This is a genomic window from Microcoleus sp. PH2017_24_DOB_U_A, assembly GCF_020738205.1.
Lineage (GTDB): Bacteria > Cyanobacteriota > Cyanobacteriia > Cyanobacteriales > Microcoleaceae > Microcoleus.
The window spans coordinates 73816-97872 of sequence record NZ_JAEQCT010000028.1 but is presented as its reverse complement, the minus strand read 5'-3'; the positions used below and the strand labels follow the sequence as shown (position 1 = coordinate 97872).

Annotated in this window: 17 protein-coding genes and 1 pseudogene; 6 read left to right on the top strand and 12 right to left on the bottom strand. The window is 44.9% G+C overall.

Annotated features, from left to right (window positions below):
• Nucleotides 1-303, bottom strand: a pseudogene (locus JGK07_RS06640) (hypothetical protein); the annotation flags it as partial.
• A 286-nt stretch (nt 304-589) separates the two neighbouring features.
• Here JGK07_RS06640 and JGK07_RS06635 point away from each other — a divergent pair.
• Nucleotides 590-3265 carry a CHASE4 domain-containing protein gene (locus JGK07_RS06635; RefSeq protein ID WP_293182823.1) on the top strand — a complete coding sequence of 892 codons (2676 nt, stop codon included), beginning with the start codon at nt 590-592 and terminating at the stop codon, nt 3263-3265.
• A 147-nt stretch (nt 3266-3412) separates the two neighbouring features.
• Here JGK07_RS06635 and JGK07_RS06630 read toward each other — a convergent pair whose 3' ends face one another.
• The 9 genes from JGK07_RS06630 to thrS form a co-directional block, all read right to left on the bottom strand.
• Nucleotides 3413-4057: a fasciclin domain-containing protein gene (locus JGK07_RS06630; RefSeq protein ID WP_293182825.1), complete on the bottom strand. Its 645-nt coding sequence runs from the start codon at nt 4055-4057 to the stop codon at nt 3413-3415.
• Nucleotides 4058-4226: 169 nt separating this feature from the next.
• Nucleotides 4227-5009 carry an MBL fold metallo-hydrolase gene (locus JGK07_RS06625; RefSeq protein WP_293191333.1) on the bottom strand — a complete coding sequence of 261 codons (783 nt, stop codon included), beginning with the start codon at nt 5007-5009 and terminating at the stop codon, nt 4227-4229.
• A gap of 253 nt (nt 5010-5262) precedes the next feature.
• Entirely contained in the window at nt 5263-5850 is a 588-nt protein-coding gene (locus JGK07_RS06620) for an aminodeoxychorismate/anthranilate synthase component II (RefSeq protein WP_293182829.1), read from the bottom strand.
• 182 nt (nt 5851-6032) lie between these two features.
• Complete coding sequence (locus JGK07_RS06615) at nt 6033-6542, bottom strand: diacylglycerol kinase family protein (protein ID WP_293182831.1); 510 nt, start codon at nt 6540-6542, stop codon at nt 6033-6035.
• Nucleotides 6543-6703: 161 nt separating this feature from the next.
• Complete coding sequence (ybeY, locus tag JGK07_RS06610) at nt 6704-7228, bottom strand: rRNA maturation RNase YbeY (protein WP_293182833.1); 525 nt, start codon at nt 7226-7228, stop codon at nt 6704-6706.
• A 208-nt stretch (nt 7229-7436) separates the two neighbouring features.
• A complete protein-coding gene (locus JGK07_RS06605) occupies nt 7437-7655 on the bottom strand; it encodes a DUF3285 domain-containing protein (RefSeq protein WP_293182835.1) in 219 nt (72 codons plus the stop codon).
• Nucleotides 7656-7745: 90 nt separating this feature from the next.
• Nucleotides 7746-8543: a DUF4058 family protein gene (locus JGK07_RS06600; protein ID WP_293182837.1), complete on the bottom strand. Its 798-nt coding sequence runs from the start codon at nt 8541-8543 to the stop codon at nt 7746-7748.
• Between the two features lie 142 nt (nt 8544-8685).
• A complete protein-coding gene (locus JGK07_RS06595; RefSeq protein WP_293182839.1) occupies nt 8686-9474 on the bottom strand; it encodes a DUF4058 family protein in 789 nt (262 codons plus the stop codon).
• Between the two features lie 127 nt (nt 9475-9601).
• Nucleotides 9602-11428, bottom strand: coding sequence for a threonine--tRNA ligase (gene thrS, locus JGK07_RS06590; protein ID WP_293182841.1), 1827 nt, complete (start codon nt 11426-11428; stop codon nt 9602-9604).
• 403 nt (nt 11429-11831) lie between these two features.
• Between thrS and JGK07_RS06585 the strand changes: the two genes are divergently transcribed.
• From JGK07_RS06585 to JGK07_RS06575, 3 genes are all read left to right on the top strand, one after another.
• Nucleotides 11832-12161, top strand: coding sequence for a DUF2605 domain-containing protein (locus JGK07_RS06585; protein ID WP_293182843.1), 330 nt, complete (start codon nt 11832-11834; stop codon nt 12159-12161).
• A 605-nt stretch (nt 12162-12766) separates the two neighbouring features.
• Nucleotides 12767-13078: a DUF2973 domain-containing protein gene (locus tag JGK07_RS06580; RefSeq protein ID WP_293148252.1), complete on the top strand. Its 312-nt coding sequence runs from the start codon at nt 12767-12769 to the stop codon at nt 13076-13078.
• A 181-nt stretch (nt 13079-13259) separates the two neighbouring features.
• Nucleotides 13260-15254: a DICT sensory domain-containing protein gene (locus JGK07_RS06575; RefSeq protein ID WP_293197317.1), complete on the top strand. Its 1995-nt coding sequence runs from the start codon at nt 13260-13262 to the stop codon at nt 15252-15254.
• Here the strand turns inward: JGK07_RS06575 and JGK07_RS06570 are convergent.
• Together JGK07_RS06570 and JGK07_RS06565 are read right to left on the bottom strand one after the other, a co-directional pair.
• Entirely contained in the window at nt 15235-15564 is a 330-nt protein-coding gene (locus JGK07_RS06570; protein WP_293182847.1) for a hypothetical protein, read from the bottom strand. The two genes, JGK07_RS06575 and JGK07_RS06570, sit on opposite strands and share 20 nt — an antisense overlap.
• 14 nt (nt 15565-15578) lie before the next feature.
• Complete coding sequence (locus JGK07_RS06565) at nt 15579-21461, bottom strand: AAA family ATPase (RefSeq protein WP_293206537.1); 5883 nt, start codon at nt 21459-21461, stop codon at nt 15579-15581.
• Nucleotides 21462-22544: 1083 nt separating this feature from the next.
• Between JGK07_RS06565 and JGK07_RS06560 the strand changes: the two genes are divergently transcribed.
• The gene (locus tag JGK07_RS06560; protein WP_293182851.1) at nt 22545-23045 is read left to right on the top strand and encodes a peptidoglycan-binding protein; all 501 of its coding nucleotides are present in this window, start codon (nt 22545-22547) and stop codon (nt 23043-23045) included.
• A gap of 312 nt (nt 23046-23357) precedes the next feature.
• Nucleotides 23358-23783, top strand: coding sequence for a photosystem I reaction center subunit II PsaD (locus JGK07_RS06555; protein ID WP_293182871.1), 426 nt, complete (start codon nt 23358-23360; stop codon nt 23781-23783).
• Nucleotides 23784-24057 lie beyond the last annotated feature (274 nt).

The following is a 24057-nucleotide window of genomic DNA, read 5'->3' as shown; positions in this document are numbered from 1 at the left end:
CTTGAAAGTCGGATAACCTTTCTTTCCGGGAACGGCTTTCTTGCAGTTGTCGTAGAACCGAGCAATGGCAGAATAAGCCCTTTCCACAGAGGCTTGGCAAGCACTAGAATTCAAGTCTTTGACAAAAGCAAACTCTTCTCTGAGCGCAGTGCTGTGACGGTACAAGTCTTTTTGCCCTACTCCTCGGTTGTCGATCCAAAAACGGATGCACTTATTCCGAACGAATTGAGCAGTTCTGACTGCTTCGTCTATTGCTGCGTACTGATTTAATTTGCCGATCGCCTTGAATTTTAGAACGAACATCTTACGTAGGAACTCGCTACGTTAAAAATCTAACACAAAGCCGTCCTAGAAGGACGGGGCTTTAAACCCAAGTTTTTGGTAAAGCGAAGCTAAAACCTATTTGTTCGGTACGAGTGCCTCAACCCAACCTAATTTCTAAGAGGCTTTTCCCGTTTGGCGAAAATCTTGTTTAACAAAAACCCAGGTCTCATCCCCATGCCTGAAGTTAGCGGATGTTAGTTGTATACTCCTTAACAAGGCAGCAGTAGAGTGCGTCACACAAGAAACTGGAAATATCCGAGAAAATGTGAGGCTACGGGGCACCCTACAATACTCCCTCTCGGGAGACTGGTGCAGCGCCAGCAGCCAGGATTCAGGAAACAGCAGTAAAATTGCTCCTGAGTTGAGAATTTCAGACGGACATCACACACTCGGCAAGATGAAACTGCGTCGGAAAACACTATCAATAGTTGGCATTACCATCGCTGGACTGACTGGCATTCTCTATGCAGCCTCCTCCAGCATCCTTTTGGGCAGCCTTGTCAAAGCAGAGGAACAAGAAGCCACACAGGTTGTCAAGGGAGTGCTCAGCGTGTTCGGGCAAACCGCAGACGACTTCAACTCGCGCTTTGCTGACTGGTCTGCGTGGGATGACACCTACACTTTTATCCAAAACCGCAACTCAGAATTCATTGCCTCGAATTTAGTTCCAGAAGGGCTGAATAATTTGAGAGTTCATCTAGCCATATTTGTCAATACTTCTGGCAAAATAGTTTACGGTACGGGTTTAGACAGCGACAAGATGAAACTAACGCCTGTTCCAGAAGCATTAAAAGAGCATATTTCTCTCAACGACCCGCTGTTGCAGCACCCCAACGCCAAAAGCAGCCTCGCTGGTGTCCTGCTGCTGCCCTCAGGGCCGATACTGATTACTTCCCGGCCAATTCTCACTACAAAAAGCACCGGCCCGATTCGGGGCACGCTGGTATTCGGGCGCAATTTCGATGCTGCGGGCATTGAGAAGCTTTCTAAAATTACTCGGTTGCCGCTGATTGTACACAGCGTTAATGAAGCTCATTTACCGGCTGACTTTCTGAAAGCGCGACACAAACTGTCGGGAAAAAAACCGATTTTTGTGCGTCCTGTCAGCGAAGATTTGATGGCAGGTTATGCTTTGATCCGGGATATTTACGATCGACCGGCGCTACTTCTACGGGTGGATATGCCCAGAGAAATCTACCGCCAAGGTCAAACCAGTTTAATGTACCTGCTGGTGTCTGTAGGGTTAGCGGGAATAGGATTTATCGGCTGCACTCTGCTGCTGATTGAGCGTTTGGTGCTGTCTCGGTTGAGCAGTTTGGCGAAAGCAGTTAACCGCGTCAGCAGCAGCCAAGACCTCTCGGTGCGACTGCCGGTCACGGGCGCAGACGAGTTGGCCGACCTTGCCCATACTATCAATGGAATGCTCGGGACGATCGCGATCGCCGAAAGCGAACAACTTGAGGAAAAAGCCCGCTACCAAGCCGTAGTCGAGCAAGCTACAGACTGCATTTTCCTGTGGGACGCTCAAACCAAACGCATTTTAGAAGCCAATACAGCCTTTAGAAACTTGCTCGATTACAGTCTTGATGCAATTTCGCAACTGAGTGTTTACGATATCGTCGCCTATTCCAAAGACCTAGTTGACCGAAATATCCTGTTCCTGCTAAGAGAGAAACAACTCAGAATTGGCGAAGTTCTCTACCGCCGCCGAGACGGTTCCTGCGTGGATGTGGAAGTAAGCGCCAGCCTGATTTCCTACGGCGGCCGCGAGATTATTTGCACTGTTATCCGCGACATTACCGAGCGCAAGCAAGCCGAAGCCGAACTCCGAGCCTCGGAAGAACGCTACAGACTTTTGTTTAAAAACAACCCCCATCCGATGTGGGTTTACGACTTAGAAACTCTGGAATTTATAGCCGTCAATCACGCTGCTGTAGAGCACTACGGGTACACTCGCCACGAATTTCTCAACATGACCGTTGCGGATATTCGTCCGCGCCAAGAACTGTCCAGATTGCTAGAAGATATATCCCAAGTAGATGCCGGAATTGATTTTGGGGGTGTGTGGCAGCACCAGACAAAAAACGGCACAATTATTGATGTAGAAATTACTTCTTATACCCTGATATTTGACAGCAGAAATGCTGAATTAGTGCTGGCTCACGACGTAACCGACCGCTTGCAAGCCGAGGCAGAACTTTACAAAGCCAAGGAAGCAGCAGAAGCAGCTAATTTCGCGAAAAGTCAGTTTTTGGCTAACATGAGCCACGAACTGCGAACTCCTCTGAATGCGATTATCGGTTACAGCGAGATTCTGCAAGAAGATGCTTTAGATATTGGCGAAGAAGACTTTGTGTCGGATTTGGAAAGAATTCACAATGCAGGCAACCATTTACTCGGATTGATTAATGATATTCTGGATTTGTCGAAGATTGAAGCAGGTCACGGGGAACTTGAATTAGAAACTTTTGACGTATTCGAGACAATTAAAGATGTAGTAAAAACTGTTGAGCCGTTATTTTTCCGAAACAACAATCGCCTGAATGTTGAATGCGATCCTAATATTGGCCAATTGCATTCCGATAAAACTAAGTTAACTCAAATTTTATTTAATTTGCTCAGCAATGCAGCGAAGTTTACTCAGCAAGGGATTGTTACACTCAGCGTTAAAAAAAATCAAAATGACGAGAATAGTTGGGATGTTGAAGAGTTAATTTTTAATTGTACTGATACGGGAATTGGGATGACTCCGGAACAGCTAGAAAAGTTATTTCAACCTTTTACGCAAGCTGATGCTTCGACTACCCGCAAGTACGGAGGTACGGGTTTGGGTTTGGCTATAGCGCAGAAATACTCTGAGATGCTGGGGGGAGAAATTACTGTTAATAGCGAGTTAGGCAAGGGGTCAACTTTTACTCTCATGTTGCCGACACTATTGTAATCTATCCCAATACGTTTGGATTACTGTGATATTAATAAATAAAGGTACGTTGTTGGGGTTGAGCCTCCTTTATACCTGTAGATCAAAGAGGGCTTAAGCCCAACAACGTACCTAATTTGAAATCATTTGAGACCCAAAATGCTCGTCCTACTTCGCATCAGCAGGGATCAAAACTTTGTCAATTACGTGAATAACGCCGTTGCTAGCTTTGATGTCAGCTTTCACAACATTAGCGCCGCTAACAGTAACTTTGCCTGCGGCAACTACCACCTTCAGCGAGCCGCCTTCCACACTTTTAACATCGCCGGATTTGAGGCTGGTAGATAAAACTGAACCAGAAACAACGTGGTAAGTCAAAACCTTAACAAGTTTGGCTTTATTTGCTGGTTTGAGCAAATCATCCAAAGTTGCTTTTGGCACAGCAGCAAATGCCGCGTCTGTCGGTGCAAAAACAGTGAAAGGCCCTTTTCCTTGGAGGGTTTTAACTAAATCTGCGGCTGTCAAGGCTTTAGTCAATGTCTTAAATTGAGCGTCGCCAGATGCAATAGCGACAATATCCTTAGTAGCGGCTGTTGGTGCTGGTGAAGTGGTTGATTTCGGTGAGGCTGTTGGTGCTGGTGAAGCAGCAATTTTCACATTTCCTGCAACTTGTTGAGTTGGTGTTGTATTGCTAACAGTTGTGCTGGAGTTGATGTGAGCCCAAGCGGGGAAACCAATCAACGCACTAGCGCCGATTACTCCTGCGAAACCTGTGAGTTGTTTCATCCAGCTAGGTAAATTTTGATTTTTCATTGTGCTTGCTTTTCCTTATGACAATAAAACGGTGAACGTGAATTGTTATGTTAGCCAAATTTCCGCAAAAGGTAAGGTTGCCAAAGGCACTCGGTAGAGATAAAATGAGCTGGGATTGTCGATCGACTAAAACTCCCTTACTATAGCGCAAGCTCAGGTAAAAAGAAGCTCAACCGCTAAATCTGTAACTCAAAACCTCAATCACCGAACCTGTTTGCGGTAAGTCAGCAGATTTGACCGAAATCGTGTCGTTATTCGATCGGCGTATCGATGTACCATCCATTAGGCCCAAGAATTCATCTAGCGATACTAAATCGCACGCAGCAGCATCGGCGGCTTGGGTTTTGAAGTGTGTGGGAATCACCATTTTCGGTTTGAGCAGTTGCACAGTTTGCTTCGCTTCCGCCGGAGTGTAAGCTTTCGGCCCTCCGCCCACGGGAATTAGCAAAATATCCGGCCGCCCGATTAAGATTTGTTCTTCAATGCCGATCGGGCCAGCGACTCCGCCCAAGTGTAAAATCTTAACACCGGCTTGCTGCCAGAGCCAAGCCACATTCACCCCAAACCGCCTTCCTCCTTCACGGTCTTTCTGCGTCCGAATCCCTTGAATCCTGAGCCCGTTAGACCTATAAGTGCCCGGTTCGTACAAAAGGCCGGGATTGCCCGAAAATCCGTCTACCGCCCCTTCATCAAGCAATCTGCTGCTAATCAGAATCAAATCTGTGGGGACTTTAGGAGAACGATAGCCTGCCGTACAGCCCAGGGGGCGAAAAGGATTCACCAGCACCCTCGCACCGCCACCGGCAAACAAGAAGCAAGTGTGCCCTAACCACTGAACCGACAAAGAACCAGCAGTTTGAGCTTGATAGCTTTCCCATCCAGATGGCAAACCAGTGAAGAAAGCCGCTAGCAAACCCGTCTGTGCGTAACTTATTAATTGTCGCCGTTTCATCTTTTTGGTTGCGGTTATCGGGTGTTGGTCGTTTGTTGTTATATCACAAAATGCCGCCAGGTGCGAAATGTGCGATCGAGTTTTCCCGTAAGGTTCCCATTGCCTACTCTACAAATCCAGAAAAACTCAACTCTCAACATAAGCAAATCCACTTGATTAAACGTAAAATACGGCTCGCATTCAAGCTGAGTGTGTATGTATGTCTTTCTCCCTTCTTCCTTCTTCCTTCTTCCTTCTTCCTTCTTCCTTCTTCTTAAAGCCGTTCCAAAAAATTCCGCAATAATTGCTTTCCCGAAGTAGTCAAAATACTTTCCGGATGAAACTGTACGCCTTCAATGTGTGGATATTCCCGATGACGCACGCCCATAATCGTGCCATCTTCCACCCAAGCCGTAACTTCCAAAACTTCTGGACAACTCTCTTTTTCAATTACCAAACTGTGATAGCGAGTTGCAATCATCGGCGATTCTACACCTACAAAAACTCCGACTCCTGCGTGTTCTACCTGAGAAGTTTTGCCGTGCATCAATATCGGTGCGGAAACAATTTTGCCACCGAATACTTGACCAATACTTTGATGTCCGAGACACACGCCTAAAATTGGTAGAGTCGGCCCCAATTCTTCGATCAATTTCAGAGAAATCCCCGCATCTTCCGGCCGCCCTGGGCCTGGAGAAATTACTACTGCTGCGGGTTGCAATCGGCGAATATCTTCTAAATAAATTTGATCGTTGCGGTAGACTTGGACTTCTTTTGCTACGGGCAACTCAGCACCGAGTTCTCCTAGATACTGTACCAAATTGTATGTAAAACTGTCGTAGTTATCGATGACTATAATCACGGGTTAAATTGGATTTTAGGTTTTAGATTTTAGATTTTAGATTGACTCGCTGCCTGAATGCAAGAGTTGGAATATTTTAGATAGATGCCCAAGATTAAAATAGCTCCAATATGTAGGAATAAAACCAAAAATCTCAAGTTGGTCATCTAAAACCTAAAATTTAGCTTGCCCAATCAAGTTTACTAACGGACGATCGCAATTTGAACAACTACCCATAACGGAGGAAGCAGCAGTGCAGCAGCGACAATGGCCGCAGCCATTGCGGATACCAGAACGGCTCCGGCAGCGCAGTCTTTGGCAATTTTGGCGAGTTCGTGGTAAGATTGCCCGACGGTTAAGTCTACCACTGATTCGATCGCCGTGTTCAACAATTCCATTGCTAAAACTATACCAATTGTGACGCCGATCACTGATATTTCTACAGGTTTGAGGTGCAAAAATAGTCCGAGTCCGATCGCCAAAGTTCCTATAACAGTGTGAATCCGAAAATTGCGCTGAGTTTCAAAAGCATAGGTTAGCCCACCCCAAGCATACCGAAAACTCGTAGCTAAACTAGATGCGATTTTCCAGGAAAGCTCTCGCTTGTATTTCAAGGCTTTTTTCGGCTCGTGGACTGTAGGCATGGCAGAATCTGGAGGCACGATCGCAAACGGTGGGATGTTTGATGAAATTGACGGTTGATCTAGTGGCATAAACAACCAACTTTAAGTTACAGAGATTAACGAAAGCTAGACTTTGAAAATTTCCTTCATCAAGTCTAGTTAACTTTCCTAAGTTTTTACTAAAGTTTTGGTATGATTTCAGAAAGTTATGTTTGGGTTGACATGATTGGTTAAGTCACCATCAACGTCAGTTATGCTGTTTGGATCTCAAGTCCGATCGCGCGCAGCAGTGTTTCTTGTCGATCGAGCATTTGAGTCAGACTTTCCTCATCCGGGTGATCCCAGCCCAAAAGATGCAAAAAACCGTGGGATGCGAGCCAAGCTAGTTCAGTCTTTAGGGAATGTCCTTGCTGCTGGGCTTGTCGCTTCGCTGTGTCGATCGAGATGATGATATCACCCAAGTATAGGGGTTCGGATGACTGCATTTCCTCTCTTTGAGGACAGTCTACCTCTAATGCGGCGAAAGCTAGTACATCGGTCGATCGATCTTGTTGACGGTACTGGGCGTTGAGGGCTTGGATATCGGCATCGGCGGTTAAACGCAGACTGACTTCGTAGCCGGGGGCTTCTGGCACATCTGCTTGCTGGTTTTCTAGCCAAACGCTAAACCAATTTTCCCAGGTTTGGGCGGCAATCTCCCCGCTGGGTTGATTCTCCGGGAGGTTGTCAGCGTCGGCGAACCCATAACAGTCTTCGACGTTCACCTCAATTATCATTTTTTGGTTCTTTTGTCAAGGGATGTATTGAATTTTTTGATAAGTGAAAATTGGGCGGGCTAATCGACTTTTTGCTTTTAGCAGGAAGATTACAATAATCTGTTCAAGATTGCAATGGGTCGATCGCACGATCGGATCGAACCCCCCGGTATTTAACCCGCTCTTAGAGTGCGTGAGTGTCTGTATCGACGCGGTTTCAATCGGTATTCTAAGAGTTGAAATAGCGATCGAGAAAAGCCAAACCGACGAGTATACCCAAAAGTCCAGCCGCCGTCAAAGCAAAATGAAACAGAGAAGTCGCCCGCTTGCGAACCATATTCCGCATGGCTAGCTTGACATAACTCGGTGGAGGTGCATTGTTTGTCGGGGCGATCGGGGTTTCGGGGGCGGATTCTTCGGAGGTTGTTGGCGAGGGAGGTTGAGTCATAGCGGTTATTTTAGAAGGTTAACACCAGAGGCTGCGGAGGACAGACTCGCCACGATGTTAACAAATTTGTAACGTTTTGTGTAGATTTTTTTAGCTTTCGGATGGCAGGAGGCTGGTTTCGCGCAGCAGAGAATCGGCCCAAACAGCATCGGATTCTGAAAGTGCAGGGACTAACTGGGCCGTATAATCGAGGGTAATGTCATAGGCGGCGCGATCGTACACTGTATTCAACAGCGCCTGTAAATCTACCATTGGTTCCACATCGCCTGCGCGCAAAGGCAACGGAAAACAAGGGATCGCATCTGGTAGATTAAATAAGTATAAATCGGCGATCGGTCTTTCATTGCTCCGACTCACCAAAATTCTATAACTCGCTGCATTGTCATTGTCAAAAACCGGGAGAGGTTCCCAACCCCGCAACAAGTCAATCTCCACAAAATTAGTCCGACTTCCCAACACCTTATCCCGCTTTTCCTCATACATTTCACGCCCTTTTCCAGATGGTTTATTAGCGTGTAAAAGCACCTCAATTACTGTCACAACTTCCTTGGTCGCCATATCTATCACCTCCAAATATCCTTGTTTCACCTCCTCATACATCGCTAATCTTACTTTCAAAGGTTCAGTAGTTCGTGTGGCGACAGCTACATTAGATGTACTTGAATTTCTAGGAATCGGATTGTGCTGGATCGAAACATCAGGAATCCCAACTAACAGCGATTGTTCTCCCTTGATTTCATAAATTCGCTTTTCAATTGCCACTCGATACCTCGGCACCAGTTGGGGAACTAATGACTCTTGAAGCATACTAATCAGCGAATGATGAACTTCTGGCCAAAAGTCAGGGCTTTCTAAATAAGGATTCATCCCTGGAAATGGATTAGGCATTGATTTAACTCCTGTTGATTGACTTACTTAGGACTTATGCAGGGGTGGCTAGAAACCGGGTTTTTCCTTTGAATATCGATACACCATCCAGAAATTGCGAAAAACCCGGTTTCTTTGATTTTAATGCGAACTACCACTGTTATCAACCTCTCACTCCCATCTCCCGCAACCAAGCATCAGCCCAAACAGCATCCGGTTCGGCAAGCGGCGGCACGGGTTCGGCGGTATAATCGATTCTAAAATCATAGGCGGCGCGATCGTACACTATATTCAACAACGCCTGCAAATCTACGATCGGCTCAACATCACCTGCACGCAAAGGCAACGGAAAACAAGGAATTGTATCGGGTAAATTGAAAAGATACAAATCCCCCAAAGGCTTTTGATTTGCCCGACTCACCAAAATTCGATAACTTGCCTCAATCTCATTGCCAAAAACTGGTAGAGGTTGGTAACTTCGCAGCAAGTCAATCTCTACCAGATGACTGCAACTACCAAACACCTTTTCTCGCTTTTTTTCGTACATTTCGCGCCCTTTACCAGGACGTTTGTTGGCGGGTGACAGCACTTCAATTACCGTGACTACCTGTTTAGTTTCTATTTCGACTACCTGTAAATAAGTTTCTTTTAATTCCAGCGGTAAAGGTATTGTTACCTTCAAAGATTTGGCGGGTGGAGCGGCGACAGCAACATTAGAATCACTCTCGGTTCTTCGAGTCGGTGTCTGCTGTATTGTGACATCGGGAATGCCAATTAGTAAAGCATCTTCGCCACTGATTTGATAAATTCTTTGTTCGATATCTACTAAATATTTAGGCAGTAGTTGCGGAGTTAACCAATCGGCTATTGCCACTATCAACCTATTATGAACAGAACTCCAAAAGCCAGGACTTTCTAAATAAGGATTCATCCCCGGAAATGGATTAGCCATTGATTTAACTCCTGTTAACTTACCTAATTCTACTATTTTAGCTAATGAATTATAAAAACGCAGACAATATCAAGCTATCATCTGCGTTAATCTGCGTTAATCCGCCGACCTCTGCGGTTAAACTCCCCTAAAAATTCCCGTAATTACTAATAGCAGACTGCAACCTTGCGATCGCCTCATCAACCGAAATCGCCCCCAACTCCCCAGAAGCACGAGTCCGAATATTCAAACTATTCGCCTCAACCTCCTTAGCACCCACAACACACATCACCGGAATTTTATCCTTCTCAGCATTGCGAATCAACTTACCCAAACGTTCGCTACTCTCAACTTCCGCGCGAATATTCAGCGCCTTCATCCTCGCCTCCACTTCCTTAGCAAACGGCAAAAACTCCTCGCTGACAGGCAACAACCGCACCTGAATCGGCGCTAACCATATCGGAAAATCCCCCGCATACTGTTCGATCAAAATCCCGATCAAACGCTCCAAAGAACCAAAAGGAGCGCGGTGAATCATCACCGGACGCTGGCGAGTGCCGTCTTCAGCAACGTATTGCAAATCAAAACGTTCTGGCAAATTGTAATCTACCTGAACAGTTCCTAATTGCCATTCTCTATCCAACACATCTTGGAAAATAAAATCGAGTTTCGGCCCGTAAAAAGCCGCCTCCCCAATTCCCTCAAAATAATTCATTCCCAAAGTTTCCACCGCGCGGCGGATGGCACCTTGCGCTTTTTCCCAAGCTTCATCGGAACCGATGTATTTATCTAAATTTTCTGGATCGCGGAAACTCAAACGCGCCTTAAAGTTTTTCAGTTGCAGACTCTTGAATACTGACAGAATTAAATCGACCACACTCAAGAATTCAGCATCCAACTGTTCCGGCGTGACAAACAAGTGGGAATCATCAACCGTAAAGCCGCGCACTCTGGTTAAACCGCCCAATTCTCCCGATTGTTCGTAGCGGTAAACTGTGCCAAATTCTGCTAAGCGCATCGGCAATTCCCGATAGGAACGCAGTTCGCTTTTGTAAATTTGAATGTGAAACGGACAGTTCATTGGTTTCATTACAAAACCCTGTTCGTTTGCCGCCGCTTCTGCATTTTCTGCCATTAGCGGAAACATATCTTCTTTGTATTTCTGCCAATGTCCAGAGATTTTGAATAAATCGACTCTGGCGATGTGGGGAGTCACAACTTGTAGATAGCCACGTTTGATTTGTTCTTGTTTCAAGAAGTCTTCTAAAATACTTCTCAAAATAGTGCCTTTGGGCGTCCACAAAGGCAAGCCTGGGCCGACTGGATCGGCAAAAATAAACAAGCCTAATTCTTTGCCGAGTTTGCGGTGATCTCGCCTTAGGGCTTCTGCTTTGCGGTGTTTGTAGGCTTCCAATTGTTCGGGAGTTTCCCAAGCTGTGCCGTAAATTCGCTGCAATTGAGCTTTGGTTTCGTCGCCGCGCCAATATGCTCCTGCTAGGCTTTCGAGCTCGATCGCCCTTCCATTGATTTCACTGGTATTATCCAAATGGGGCCCAGCGCACAAATCCCACCATTCGTCACCCAAATGGTAAAGAGTAATCGGTTCGATCAAACCTGCCAAAATTTCTAATTTGTAAGGTTCGTCGATCTCCTTGATGCGCCGTTCCGCTTCCTCGCGGCTGACTTCTTCCCGAATTACAGGCAATTTGCGGTTAATGATTTTGATCATTTCTTTTTTGATTGCCTTGAGATCCTTTTCGGTAAAAGGTTCTGGACAATCAAAATCGTAATAAAAACCATTTTCAATCCAAGGGCCGATTGTGACTTGGGCCTTGGGAAATAATTTCTGTACCGCCATCGCCATAACGTGGGATGTGGTGTGGCGAATTTTTTTTAGTTGTTCCGACTCACTCGTGCGGAGCAACTCTATCTTAACGGACTCTTCTGGAGCGTTCATGGATTCTGAGCTAGACATCGGCTGAATTATCAATTAATTTAGTTGCACTTGCTTCTATATTACTCAGGTTGGGACAGCAAGCGCCGACTTCCGGCTGGGGAACTGTTACAGGAGTGCTAACTAACCGTAGGGTGCGTCAGCGGGGCAAAGTCTTTAGTCTGGGGTAGTTACATTCAGCCCGCTGACGCACCCTACAATAATTTAATTTTTAGGTACGTAGTTGCGCTTGGGCGCTCTTTCTTTGATATATGAAAGAGCGCCCAAGCGCAACTACGTACCTTATACCTTTAATGTGACAGTTGCGTCCAGGACTGACTCACCTGCTAATTTTTGTGAAATTATTGAATTTTTGTTAAAAAAAATGTTACAGTTTGTAAAGTACATTTAAGGTTAGAATAGATAAATAACCCAATTTTAATCAATGCTTAACTCCAATTTGCCAGAATCAGAATTGCTCAAATCCCTACTGGAACCGCTGTTAGAGGATTTTAAATACTGGTTCGAGCGATCGGCTACTCTCTTAGAAACTGAGGAAATTCATTTTCTGAGCGGCGACGATCAATCCGACTTGCTGGCGCGAGTCAAACAGGCTCAGCAAGAAGTAGGCGCGGCTAAAGCTCTATTTCAAGCAACCGGAGGGCAAGTTGCAATTGAAACCGCAGCACTCATGCCGTGGCATAGACTGCTCGCCGAATGCTGGCAAGTATCGGCGCGCTTTCGGAAAGAGCAGTCAGCTCGCCCTGGAAAATAAAAAGGCAAGTTCAAGTTCAACCCGCAGTCAAATTCCCAACCTTGGGAAATGTCGCGTCCACTTGACAAGCTCAAACAGATTTCCAGTTAATAAGTTATCAGAAAATAGGGTTTAAAACCCCGTCGTTTTAGGAAGTTTTTATTTCCAAAAAGTTCTAAAAGTTTCCCAAATAGTACCCTATACTACAAATAGATACAGGTAGAATAACCGCTAGCACAAATGGATAACCAAACCCAAAACGACTGGCTAGGAAACAATAATGTCTCGTGGGTGGCGAAAACCACAAAAACATAGCTAGGGTAGCCATCGTGCACCCATACCAGAAAACTCAAAATCTTAGTAGTTAGATGTACCGTAGGGCATACGGAAACAAAGGGAATAATCCCTTAACGCTTGGGGAGACAAGCCCTCTGGGACTATTCAAATTAGGCTCGAAGCTTCGTTCAATTGGACGGGTTTTTGGTTTAAATATTGCCGAAGGGATGAATAGTTTAAAGGTATGTCAGTGAACCAAGAATCCCCGCGTTTACGCCCGGGAGTGTCAATACTTGCTGAAACACTTTTGTAAATTGCTGTGTGGCTATCAGAGCCCGGAGGAGAAAATAATGTTACACCTGCTTTATATTTTAGCTTTCACCGTTCTTGCCTTTTTGGCCGTCAGTAACTTAATCCGCAGTCTAGTCACCGTAGGTATGGAGTCCCAGCGCCCCCAACAATTCAGGGCAAATAATCGCTACGCATCCTATCCTCGCTCTCAAGCCGTGCCCCATCCAGAACTGTTAGACGAATACGGAAATATTGTTAACGAACCGCTATTAGTGATGCGTTCGCTGACTGTCCAAGACGCGCGCGAACAATTAGATGCTCTTTACAAATCATCTCCCGGCGGCAGTGACGAAGGCGGCGAGCTAGCCTGATTCGATCGCGTTCCCAGCATTTATACTTACGGGCGATCGCCCTAAAAAAATAATTGGCCGTTAGTTTCTCGCTAACGGCCAATTTGTAGTTAGTTTTGAGAGATACTTAAAAGGGATCGATCTCAACTGATTGTCGATCGCTCCTGTTTTGTCATCGGCAAAAATGCACGTTTAAGGCTAGATGATCGTCCCAATTTCGCTACTGGCAGAACTTCTGCAAGCTTTGCCCCAACTCCGGGCACAAATTTATTTCAAATCTTCCATGACAGCGCTGTCTCACGCGATGGAAGACTTGGTTTTGGCGGGTTCCGACGACGAACCCCTAGTGATTGCCAGCTTTCAGCGAGAGCGCTTCTACCGCCAAGAAGCTCACCGCTACCGGCGCATTGCCGATCGATCCTCTCAGGTATACGTGCTGGCTGCACCGGAAACTGAGTTTAAAAATTCCTCGGAATGTCACGAAAATGTGGCGTTTGCAGCGGAAGATGCCTTAAGTAAAGAGTGGCACTTAGTGGTGGTTGGGCAACATTACTCAACTTGTCTGATTTGTCAAGAAAAAATTGTGCCGATCGACAACCAAGACGAGCGCAGCCCGCTGTTGATGGATCAAGCTCGCCGATTTGAAGGAATTTGGACGTTCGACAGAGAGGTAAGCTGCAAAGCTGCCGAATTGTTGCTCGATAAAATTGTCAAATATCGCCCCGAATTGGCCGAAAAGATCGATCGAGCGCGCACAACTTACAATCTGGGCAAAAAACCCAAAAAAACGCGGAAATCCGCCGCAGACAAAGCGGCAAAACCAGCGAAAAGTGCGTCAAAAAACTCAAGAATTCCCAATCCCAAATTGAGCGACGCTTTTGCCGAACGCTTAGTCACCTACTTGCAATCAGGTCAGCACAAACTTCTGAAAGCATACAGCGCGATCGCCGCCCAAGAACGCAAAGAACGCCTGATCAACTTAATTACAACGGCAATGCGGCAGTCTCTCAACCCGCAAGAAATCGTCGAAGTCGCAGTCTCTGAACTGGGAACAGCCCTGTCAGCAAGCCGCTGTTTGATTTATCGGTGCAAAGCAGCAGATGCGGCGGTCAAAATCGATCGCGAATTTTTGCGTGCCGGCGCTACTTCTGTGCTAAACCAGACTTGGCCGTTGCAGGAAAATCCCATATTTCGGGACGCGGTAGCGCGACAAGAGCGAGTTTACATCCAAGAGACAGCACAACACCCGCAGATTGTCAATACAAAATCCCTGGGCGAAATTGTCAAAAATTGGCAGATTGTCTCTTGGTTAATGGTGCCGGTGCTTTATCAAGGGCGGGTTTTGGGCATGGTGGAAATGCACCAATGCCGATCGACTTCGCCTTGGGAAGAAGACGAAATTGCTCTCGTAGAGGCGATCGCCACCCAACTCGGAGCAGCCTTAATTCAAGCCGAAACCTACGCTCACTTAGAAGAACTCAACCAACAATTAGAAGCATTAGACCGCACTCGCAGCAATCTAATTGCCATCACAGGCCACGAACTCCGCACCCCACTTTCTACCATTCAAGTGTGTCTAGAAAGTTTGAACTCCGAGCCAGATATGCCCCAAGAATTGCGGCAAATCATGTTAGAAACAGCCCTCGGAGATGCCGATCGAATGCGGAAACTCGTCCAGGATTTCTTAACACTTTCTCACTTAGAAAGCGGGCGAGTTAAATGGAATGTAGAATCGCTGACGCTGCAAGAATGCGTTGACTTGGCCCTCAGCAGCGTGCGATCGCGCGGCGGAGTCGATCGACAGTTACCACAAATTATCGCCGAAGTGTCCGCAGAATTGCCCTTAGTGCAAGCAGACGGCGAATGGTTAGTGGAGGTACTGTCCAAACTCCTAGACAACGCCTGCAAATTCACCACACCCCAGGGAAGCGTCACCATAAGAGCGAAATGCAACGGTTCTCGCATGGTGGAAGTGCTTGTAGCCGATACAGGGCGGGGAATAGAGGCGAATAGTTTGAAAGTAGTGTTCGATCGATTTTATCAAGAAGAAGGAGCATTGCGGCGCAGCGCCGGCGGCACCGGTTTGGGATTAGCAATTTGCAAACAAATTGTTGCCGGCTGGGGCGGTAAAATTTGGGTAGATTCCCCAGGAAAAGACCGAGGAAGTGAATTTCACTTTACCATTCCAATTGTTTAGAAGACCGGGCGGTTTCAACCGCCGTCCGATGTTCAACCTGCGGAGGCAGGTTTCGTTTGTGTAGACGCGGTTTCAACCGCCGTCTGATCCCATGACGAATGACGAATGACGAATGACGAATGACGAATGACGAATAACGAATAACGAATGACGAATAACGAATAACGAATAACCAATAACGAATAACCAATAACCAATAACGAATAACCAATAACCAATAACCAATAACCAATAACCAATAACCAATAACCAATAACCAATAACCAATGCCCCATGCCCCATGCCCCATGCCCCATGCCCCATGCCCCATGCCCAATAACTCCCCTAAATCGGAAGACCAATCACAAACTCTGTTCCGCCTCCTACCGAAGACAAACATTCCAAAGTTCCCCCATGTATTTCAGTGACTATCTGATGGCAAATAGACAGTCCCAATCCCGTACCTTTACCTTCTGCTTTAGTTGTAAAAAATGGCGCAAACATTTTTTCTCTGACAGATTCCGGCATTCCCATTCCATTGTCAGCAATCTGAATCACAATTGTATCGATGATTTCCAGTTTTTGCTGGCAAACACCCACGGTAGAAATCATAATTATATTGGGATTTTGTTCAATTTCTGCGTAGGTTTTGCCCGCGTTAAATTCTTCCACAGCATCGATCGCATTAGCAATCAAATTCATAAATACTTGATTTATTTGCCCGGGATGGCATTTTAATGTTGGCAACTCACCGTAATGTTTAATGATTTTAATTGCCGGTCTGTTGTGCTTAGCCTTGAGGCGGTGAGATAAAATCATTAAAGTAGTTTCAATGCCTTCGTGGATGTCAACTGCTCTTTTTTCCTGACTGTCGCTACGGGAATAGTTCCGCAGAGATTGCATAATGTCGCGGATGCGATCGATTCCCATCTTCATGGACGCCGTAGTTTTGGGCAAGTCGGCTAATAGATATTGTAAATCGATCGATGCAATTTCCTGTTCAATTTCTGCTCCCGGTTCGGGAAAGTTTTCCTGATAAATATTCACCAAGTTAATTAAATCACCAATATATTCTTGAACGTGGTGCAAGTTCCCAGAAATAAAGCCAATAGGATTGTTCACTTCGTGGGCTACTCCAGCTACCAGTTGTCCGAGTTGAGAGATTTTTTCAGTTTGAACTAATTGTGCTTGAGTTTGTTGCAGTTCGATCAATATGGCTTCTAAATTTTCAGCTTTCTCTCTCAGTTGAGCTTCTGATGTTTGTAAAGCTTGTTCCGCTACTTTGCGCTGGCTGATATCGCGAATGATTGACAAAGCGTGGGGTTTCCCTCTGTATTCAAAAAACTTTGCTCTTACCTCAATATCGAATTCTGTACCGTCTTTTCGCAGCACGACAGCTTCACAATAAAATTCTTGGTGCAAGCTAACGGTTGTCATAAACTCATCGAATAAATGTAGGCACTTTGGGTGCAGGAGATCTAAAGGACTTAATCTCAAGAATTCCTCCATAGAATAACCGTACATTTCGCACATTACCGGGTTTGCTGCCGCAAATTTTCTAGTCTCCAAATCTATTAAGATAAGTCCGTCTGCTACACTTTCAAAAATACTGCGGTACTCCTCTTCTTTTTGAGCGAGTTCGGCTTGAGATTGTTGCAAGTTTTGTAGGGATTCAGTTAACTGGCGGGATTTATCTTGTTCGCTAGCGTAGGAACGCGCATTTGCAATAGCAATTGCTGCTTGTGCGGTCAACATTTCCAAAAGTGTCAAACCTTCGTCAGTGAAGGCTCCAGCGACCAAGTTATTTTCTAGATAAACTATACCGATTGACTTTCCTTGATAGACAATTGGCGCGCACAAAACTGACTTCGGTTGCTGATGCTGAATGTATGTATCGAATTGGTAAAGTGTTTCTTTAGTTGCATCGATTAGTACCAGAGGTTCCTGAGTTCTTGCTACATAATTGACGATAGAAAGAGGGAATTTGTAGTTATTTTTGACTGGGTGGAATTCTTCAAATATTGCATAATTATGCGGGTCGCTATCCGACACTTCAACGAACAAGTATCCGTCTCGTTCCAAAAGAATACACCCGGTTTGAGCGCCTGCATTTTCTAAAATAATATGCAGCAGTTTTTTTAACAATTTTTCTAAGACGATTTCGCTAGAAATAGCCTGAGAAGCTTTGATTACTGTTTTCAAATCAAAAATATTGGCATCAGTGGCGGTAGTCGCAGTTGTATTTATAGCGATCCGATCGTCGCTGATTTTGTTAAACCAATCTGGATGAGATTGTTCTAGTTGATGAACTTTGGCGGTTGCACCCCACTCGACATAGCAAAAACGGGCATCATTGAGATAAATTTTGGCGAGATTGGCACGATTTTGTGTTATATAAAATCTGGCAGCTAATTCATTGGCTAGGGCAGCATTTTGGACGAAGCCATTTTTGAGGGCGGAGGCGATCGCCCAATCATAATGTTGTGCTGCTGTATGGCTGTCTCCTGACAACCTCGCGATTTCTGCCTGAATTAATGAATATTTGTGCAGATAATTTGCAGGACAGTGTTCTGCCAAATCTCGAAAATTCTCCAGACTAATAGTGAGCTGTTTTCGGTATAGTTTGTACTCGGTATCATTGGCGTTTGTGCAACCAGCAGCTAGGGCGATCGCGTGATGGAACCGAAAAACCGGGTTGACAAAATGACCGGCACCGCCTTTCAAAAATTCCGCGCCGAAGAGAGCATATTCTAAGGCACGATCGACTTCGCCAAACCAATTAGCATGGGTGAGCTTGTAAAGATAGATGACAAAAGCAGTGGTAAGATCGGCTGAGGATTTGGCAAATTCTAAAAGCTGGTGTTCGTCGATGAAGGTTTCCGGCTCTGGGTAGGTTTCTGGTGAGCTAGTCAGTTGGGCGATCGCATTTTTGGTCAGCAAGTGATAAGCTAGCATATTGCGATCGACCTTTGAAAGCGCTGGAATAAATTGATCGGCAATTTCTGTAGCTTTGCTCAAAGACTCGTTGCCAAAAAAGCAGACCCATAGATAATTAATCGAAGCATATCCCGACCATTGATAAGCACCTGTTTCTAAACCGCTATTGAAAGCTTTGAGCATAAAAGGCTTGCATTCATCGATATATTTCATATAATGTAAAGTTAAAGCCCCCCACATATGAAAAATACAAGTACCTAACTCTTTATTGTCACAGCCTTCGTAGAGATTGAGCGAGAGTTCTCCGGCGGCGCAGCCCGCCTTGATTTCGCGATATTTATTGACCAAAGTAAAGGCGTACAAAGTGTAACCAAAGGCGGAAAATGGTGAATTCCCGTACAGAATGCTTGTTTGTACAAACTTCATCGCGCAGAGATATTGAGCGTTGGGACTGGTAAAATAGGCGATCGGGAAAAGTTCTTTCAAAATTCGATGAGCTGCTAGTTGTAGCGAATCGGTAAGTTTGGGTAAATCTGCTAATATATCGATCGATCGCCCGATCATCCTCTTCGTCTCTGCTAATTCTCGGGCTAGAAATTCATCATCCGGGTAAGGTTCAATCTCAACCCCCAAAGAATTTAACGTTTCAATCCCTAACTCATAAGCGGCAGATAAGTCATTCTTCATCCGCAGACAAGTTATTTGCAATTCTGCGATCGCACACTGTTCTAACAAAGTATGAGTTTTGGTCAGAATCCGGTCAAAAATTGCTAAAGCTGCATCATTGTTACTATTTAAATATTCTGCTTCACCCAGCTCTAAATTTAGCGCAAAACTCAAGCTATAATTATCTTGCCAACTTGAGACAGGCAAACAGTCGCACCCAGCTTGGAAAAAAGTAAGCGCATCTTCAAAAGCCGAAGCAGCTTTAGCAGTTTTACCTGCTTGTAAATTTAATTGTGCTAATTCATAAAGTTCTTCAGGATTAGCAATGAATTCGCGAGCAAAGTTCAAATGATTAACAATATCAAAAATCTGTTCTTGACGTTCAGCTTCATTGCTCCCCTCCAACAACAAACGTCCCAGCTTCCAGTGAACTGATTGTTTTTGGGACTCAGGAATCATCACATAAGCGGCTTGTTGAACCCGATCGTGCAAAAAATTGTAGCGCACTTTGCCAATTATTGGAGCCAACTTTTCTAATTCCCATTGCTCAAATACTTGTGGTACTAGATAGGCGTCATCTACAGGCAAAATCAACCCTAATTCTAGCGCTTCCCACAAATATTGTGCTGTTTTAGTCAAAGATTGTTCGCTCACTACTGATAATATATCCAGATTAAATTCGTTGTTTATACAAGCAGCTAATTGTAAAATTGTCTGACTTTGTTCAGATAAATATTGAATTTTATGAGCCATTAAATCAACTACATTTTCGGAAATATTTTGCTGTTTGATTTCTTGGGTGTCCCATTCCCATTCTGCAAGTTCTATATTAAATATCAGAAAATTTTCTTGAGACAGTGACTTCAATAACTGCTTTAAAAAGAAAGGATTTCCCTGAGTTTTTTCGAGCAGCAATTGTGCCAAGGATGCGACTTTTCTAGGAGAACAGTTTAAAGTGTCAGAAACTAATCGATTTACTTCATAAATTGCCAAGGGTTCCAGGTGAATATTGGCGATCGCAATTCCTGCGGCCCTCATTGCCTCATTTGCCAACATAAAGGGATGGCTCGGACTTACTTCGCTATTTCGATAAGCAAGAATAAGCAGGAAGTAAGGATTTTCTTCGGTGCAGTTGTGTTGATACAAATTAACGCTTCCAGCATCCATCCACTGACAGTCATCGAGAAACATTACCAAAGGATGTTCGGCTGTTGCAATTGCTTGGACAAACTTCTTCATCACTCCGTTGAAGCGGTTTTGAGATTCAATAGCACCGAGTTCGGGTACGGGAGGTTGTTCGCCCAAAATCAATTGTAACTCCGGGATAGCATCGATCGCAATTCGAGCATTTTTCTGCAAAGCGTTGAGTAGTCTTTGTCGCCATGCTACTAGCTGAGTTGGGCTTTCCATCAAAATTTGCTGCACGAAGTTACCCATAGCTTGAGTGAAACAAGCGTAGGGAACATTCCGCTTAAACTGGTCGCATTTACCAGATATAAAATAGCCACGTTGCCGCGTTATATCACGGACAATCTCATGAACTAATGCAGATTTGCCGATGCCGGAATAGCCACTGACTAGGACAATTTCACCGCTGCCTTTGCAGACACGATCGAACACTTCTAATAATTGTGCTATTTCTGTGTTTCGTCCGTAGAGTTTCTGAGGAATTGACAACTGACTCAGGGCATCTAGTTGTCCGGGAATAAAGTTAGAAATTGTCCCTGAATTCTTTATTTGATTTTGGCAGCGTTCTAAATCTGCTAATAATCCTGTGGCAGTTTGATATCTAAGTTCGGCATTTTTTGCCATGAGTTTTGCCACAATTTGGGTCAAAACTATGGGAATTTGTGGGTTGAGTTGTTGCAGGGGAACTGGTGGTTTGGCTATGTGACAGTGTACCATTTCTAACGGGTCACTGCTGGTAAATGGTAATTGTCCTGTCAGTAATTCGTAAAAGGTGACGCCGAGAGAGTAGAAATCGCTGCGGTAGTCGATGGAACGGTTCATGCGCCGGGTTTGTTCGGGGGACATATATGCCAGGGTTCCTTCTAGGCGATCGGAATTTTTTGAGTGTGTTTGTTCTTTTCTCAACCGCGAAGCGATGCTAAAATCAGCAAGTTTTACTTGCTTTGTTTGGGGATTTATGATAATATTATCCGGTTTAATGTCTTTATGTATGATTTGATTTTGATGCAGCAATACTAAAGCTTTTGCCAAGGATACGGCTATGTTTAAAAAATCGGCAATCGATAATTGGTAATGCGTGGCATTCGCCTCTAGATTGTCGGTTTCGGGCTCGGCTAATTCTGGTTGATGTTCTAAGTTTTCGATCCAATATTTCAGGGATACCCCTCCGATATCTTCTAATACTAACACTAAGCAAAAAGGATGGATTTCGAGTCGATAGACTTTGATGACATACTCTGAGTCGATATGTTTTGTGATTTGATATTCGTGTTTTAAACTGGCGCTCTGTTCTAGGGTCGGGCAGTCGGTGTTTAAGACTTTGAGAATGACTAATTGTTTTTCTGCTGTCGATATGGCTCGATAAATAACTGTGTTAGTTCCTTGGTGAATCAGCTCTTGTAAGTTGTAACCAGAAATCCCTGAAGCTGGCAGCATAGTAGATTTTCCCAGTTGATTATAAATCAATGCCGAATTAATTAGAGAATGGCACATATGGAACCCCAATGAATGGCGGGCGATCGCTACTTTACAAAGCCGCAGGTTGCAGCGATGTATCGAACGATCGCACAATCTTAAAATTACTTACGTATTTAGCAGGTGTTTGTTTTAAGAGGTCTAGCGACCTAGAAATTGCAACTCTTAATTTTTTTATGGTGGAAGTGTTACAGCCTTTAAATGAAATCATACAGCATCCCACCATCATTGTAAATGACTTTATTAAATTTTAATAATAAAAGTTAGGGCGTAGATAAATAGCTGCTCGCGGGGCGTTGGGGAAAGCAATTGCAGGATTGGGAGATTTCTGGATATAACAAAGAATCACAGAAACACTTGGTTTTTACACTTGCACAATCAATATGATTGTAGGTACACATTGTGGACATTACCGAGGACTTTAATATCATTTGAGCGTACAAGCTGTGGATATTACTTAGCTATAAACTATTTTTGTAGGCAGTTAGTAATGTAGATCAAAAAAACTTGCGTAAAAACTCGGTTTTTAAAGAAAATATTGGTTCGCTGGCTGGAATAAAGTTAAGAAGTTTTCAAAGCAGAACTCGCCTCCGCTGCTATACCCCAATACCGTTTACTTAAGACCGCCCTGGGGGTAAAACCTATGAAAAATAGATACGGAGATTGCTTCGTTCCTATCGAAGGACCATCTTAAGTAAACCGTATTGTGCTATACCTCCTCTCACCCCGCGAGATAGCTTTTACAGGTGATGCGACCCGGCGGTGTTGGGCCTTAGGATCGAAAGTATCAAAGCAGATTCAGGACGTGCTTGCGTCTTAAACCCGGCTTTTAGGCAAAATAAAGGGTTGGGCGGCAGAGCACTACCGGGATATTGGGAGCGTTAAGTCGGAAGGGCCACAAGTCTGGAGAGGGCTTGCAGTCGATCGAATCTGTTGAGACACGGGCGGGCGTCAGTGTTGATTCGTGAAAAGTTGAGGATGCCCATATTTCGCCCGGAAAAACTTTTTTGCGATCGGAATACTCAAACCTAGAGGAAAATCAATATGTCATTTACAACCAAGATGAAATCTACCCAACAAGCTATTACTAAGCCACAACTGCAATTAGGTTCTCAAGGTCAAGCGGTATTGGAACTCGAACAAATGTTAACCAAGTTGCGGGTTTACCGGCAGCCTGTAAAAGGAATTTTTAACTCATCAGTTGAATTTGCTGTGAAACTGTTTCAGTATCGGGTTTTCTTGTCGCCGGACGGCATTGTCGGGCCGCTGACTTGGCAGGCCCTTTATACTGAAGCTCCTGTGAATATGCCGGTACTTAAATTCGGCAGTTCTGGGGAAGCAGTCACTACTGTTCAAGAAGTTCTGACCATTTCCCAGCACTATCGGGGCTCTATTGACGGTCAATTTGCCACTTTGACTGATCGGGCTGTTAGCGCATTTCAAAAAAGCTTTGGGATCGAGGCCGACGGGATTGTCAACCAAGAAACTTGGACTGCTTTGAGTCAAATTCCGCGCGGCTATGACCCTAATTGGTTCTTGACTTAGGGTTAGGTGCTGCTCGGTAATATATGGGCAGATTTGTGCGATCGCGTGTGAGGAATTGGGCAATGTGCGATGCTTCGAGTGCGCGATCAGTACCCGAAGCATTACATTTTTTTGAGATATTTTTTCGGGATTTGTGCAGAGAGAGTTCTGTTTTATAACTTTGGTAAAAATTACAAATTATCAATTATTAATTACTAATTCCTAATTATCAGAAAAGATCGATCGCCCAAAAACTGTTAACTTTCCTTACAATTTCGATAACAGGGTACAGTGGCGATGATAGGATGCCGTAAAAATCCTTTGGATATATCTATGGCAGAAGAACTGACTGGACAACCCCCCATCTTCGGCGGCAGCACCGGCGGCTTGCTGACCAAGGCGCTAGTTGAAGAGAAGTATGCTATCACTTGGACTAGCCCCAAGGAACAAGTGTTTGAAATGCCTACAGGTGGCGCTGCGATTATGCGTCAAGGCGACAACTTGCTGTATCTGCCCCGGAAGGAGCAGTGTATCGCTTTGGGCGGCCAGCAACTGCGGGCGAAATTCAAAATCTCGAACTACAAAATCTACCGCGTTTTTCCTGACGGTTCTACTGAGTACCTGCATCCCAAGGATGGCGTGTTCCCTGAGAAGGTGAACGAAGGTCGTGTTGCTAATGGTAGTGTCCCTCGCAATATTGGCAGCAATCCCAATCCGATCAAGGTGAAGTTCACAGGTAAGAAGACCTACGATCCTTAAGCGATCGATCTATTGCTGAGCAAAACATAAGTAATATTGCTTATTTGGGACTCAGTTAAGACTGATCCCCCTAGCCCCCCTGATAGTCGGTGGGGACATGAGCATTCTCTTTCGTCTCCTTCTTAAAAGGGGGGACAAGAGCATTCTCTTTCCTCCCCCGACTATCCGGGGGATTGAGGGGGATCTGGCCTCGGAGAAAAGCGAGATTTATCAAGGGTTTTAGGGTTAAGTTGACAGGAATGGGCAGCGCCCAGCTTCTACTGCAAATATCAAA

Bases quoted from the DNA above. Each gene is read 5' to 3' on its own strand.
- JGK07_RS06580 (WP_293148252.1), top strand. From the start codon at position 12,767: ATGTTACACCTGCTTTATATTTTAGCTTTCACCGTTCTTGCCTTTTTG.
- JGK07_RS06630 (WP_293182825.1), bottom strand. From the start codon at position 4,057: ATGAAAAATCAAAATTTACCTAGCTGGATGAAACAACTCACAGGTTTC.
- JGK07_RS06595 (WP_293182839.1), bottom strand. From the start codon at position 9,474: ATGGCTAATCCATTTCCGGGGATGAATCCTTATTTAGAAAGTCCTGGC.
- JGK07_RS06555 (WP_293182871.1), top strand. From the start codon at position 23,358: ATGGCAGAAGAACTGACTGGACAACCCCCCATCTTCGGCGGCAGCACC.
- JGK07_RS06565 (WP_293206537.1), bottom strand. From the start codon at position 21,461: ATGCTGCCAGCTTCAGGGATTTCTGGTTACAACTTACAAGAGCTGATT.
- JGK07_RS06625 (WP_293191333.1), bottom strand. From the start codon at position 5,009: ATGAAACGGCGACAATTAATAAGTTACGCACAGACGGGTTTGCTAGCG.
- JGK07_RS06615 (WP_293182831.1), bottom strand. From the start codon at position 6,542: ATGCCACTAGATCAACCGTCAATTTCATCAAACATCCCACCGTTTGCG.
- JGK07_RS06570 (WP_293182847.1), bottom strand. From the start codon at position 15,564: ATGGGGCATGGGGCATGGGGCATGGGGCATGGGGCATGGGGCATTGGT.
- JGK07_RS06560 (WP_293182851.1), top strand. From the start codon at position 22,545: ATGTCATTTACAACCAAGATGAAATCTACCCAACAAGCTATTACTAAG.
- JGK07_RS06600 (WP_293182837.1), bottom strand. From the start codon at position 8,543: ATGCCTAATCCATTTCCAGGGATGAATCCTTATTTAGAAAGCCCTGAC.
- ybeY (WP_293182833.1), bottom strand. From the start codon at position 7,228: ATGATAATTGAGGTGAACGTCGAAGACTGTTATGGGTTCGCCGACGCT.
- JGK07_RS06575 (WP_293197317.1), top strand. From the start codon at position 13,260: ATGATCGTCCCAATTTCGCTACTGGCAGAACTTCTGCAAGCTTTGCCC.
- JGK07_RS06605 (WP_293182835.1), bottom strand. From the start codon at position 7,655: ATGACTCAACCTCCCTCGCCAACAACCTCCGAAGAATCCGCCCCCGAA.
- thrS (WP_293182841.1), bottom strand. From the start codon at position 11,428: ATGTCTAGCTCAGAATCCATGAACGCTCCAGAAGAGTCCGTTAAGATA.
- JGK07_RS06585 (WP_293182843.1), top strand. From the start codon at position 11,832: ATGCTTAACTCCAATTTGCCAGAATCAGAATTGCTCAAATCCCTACTG.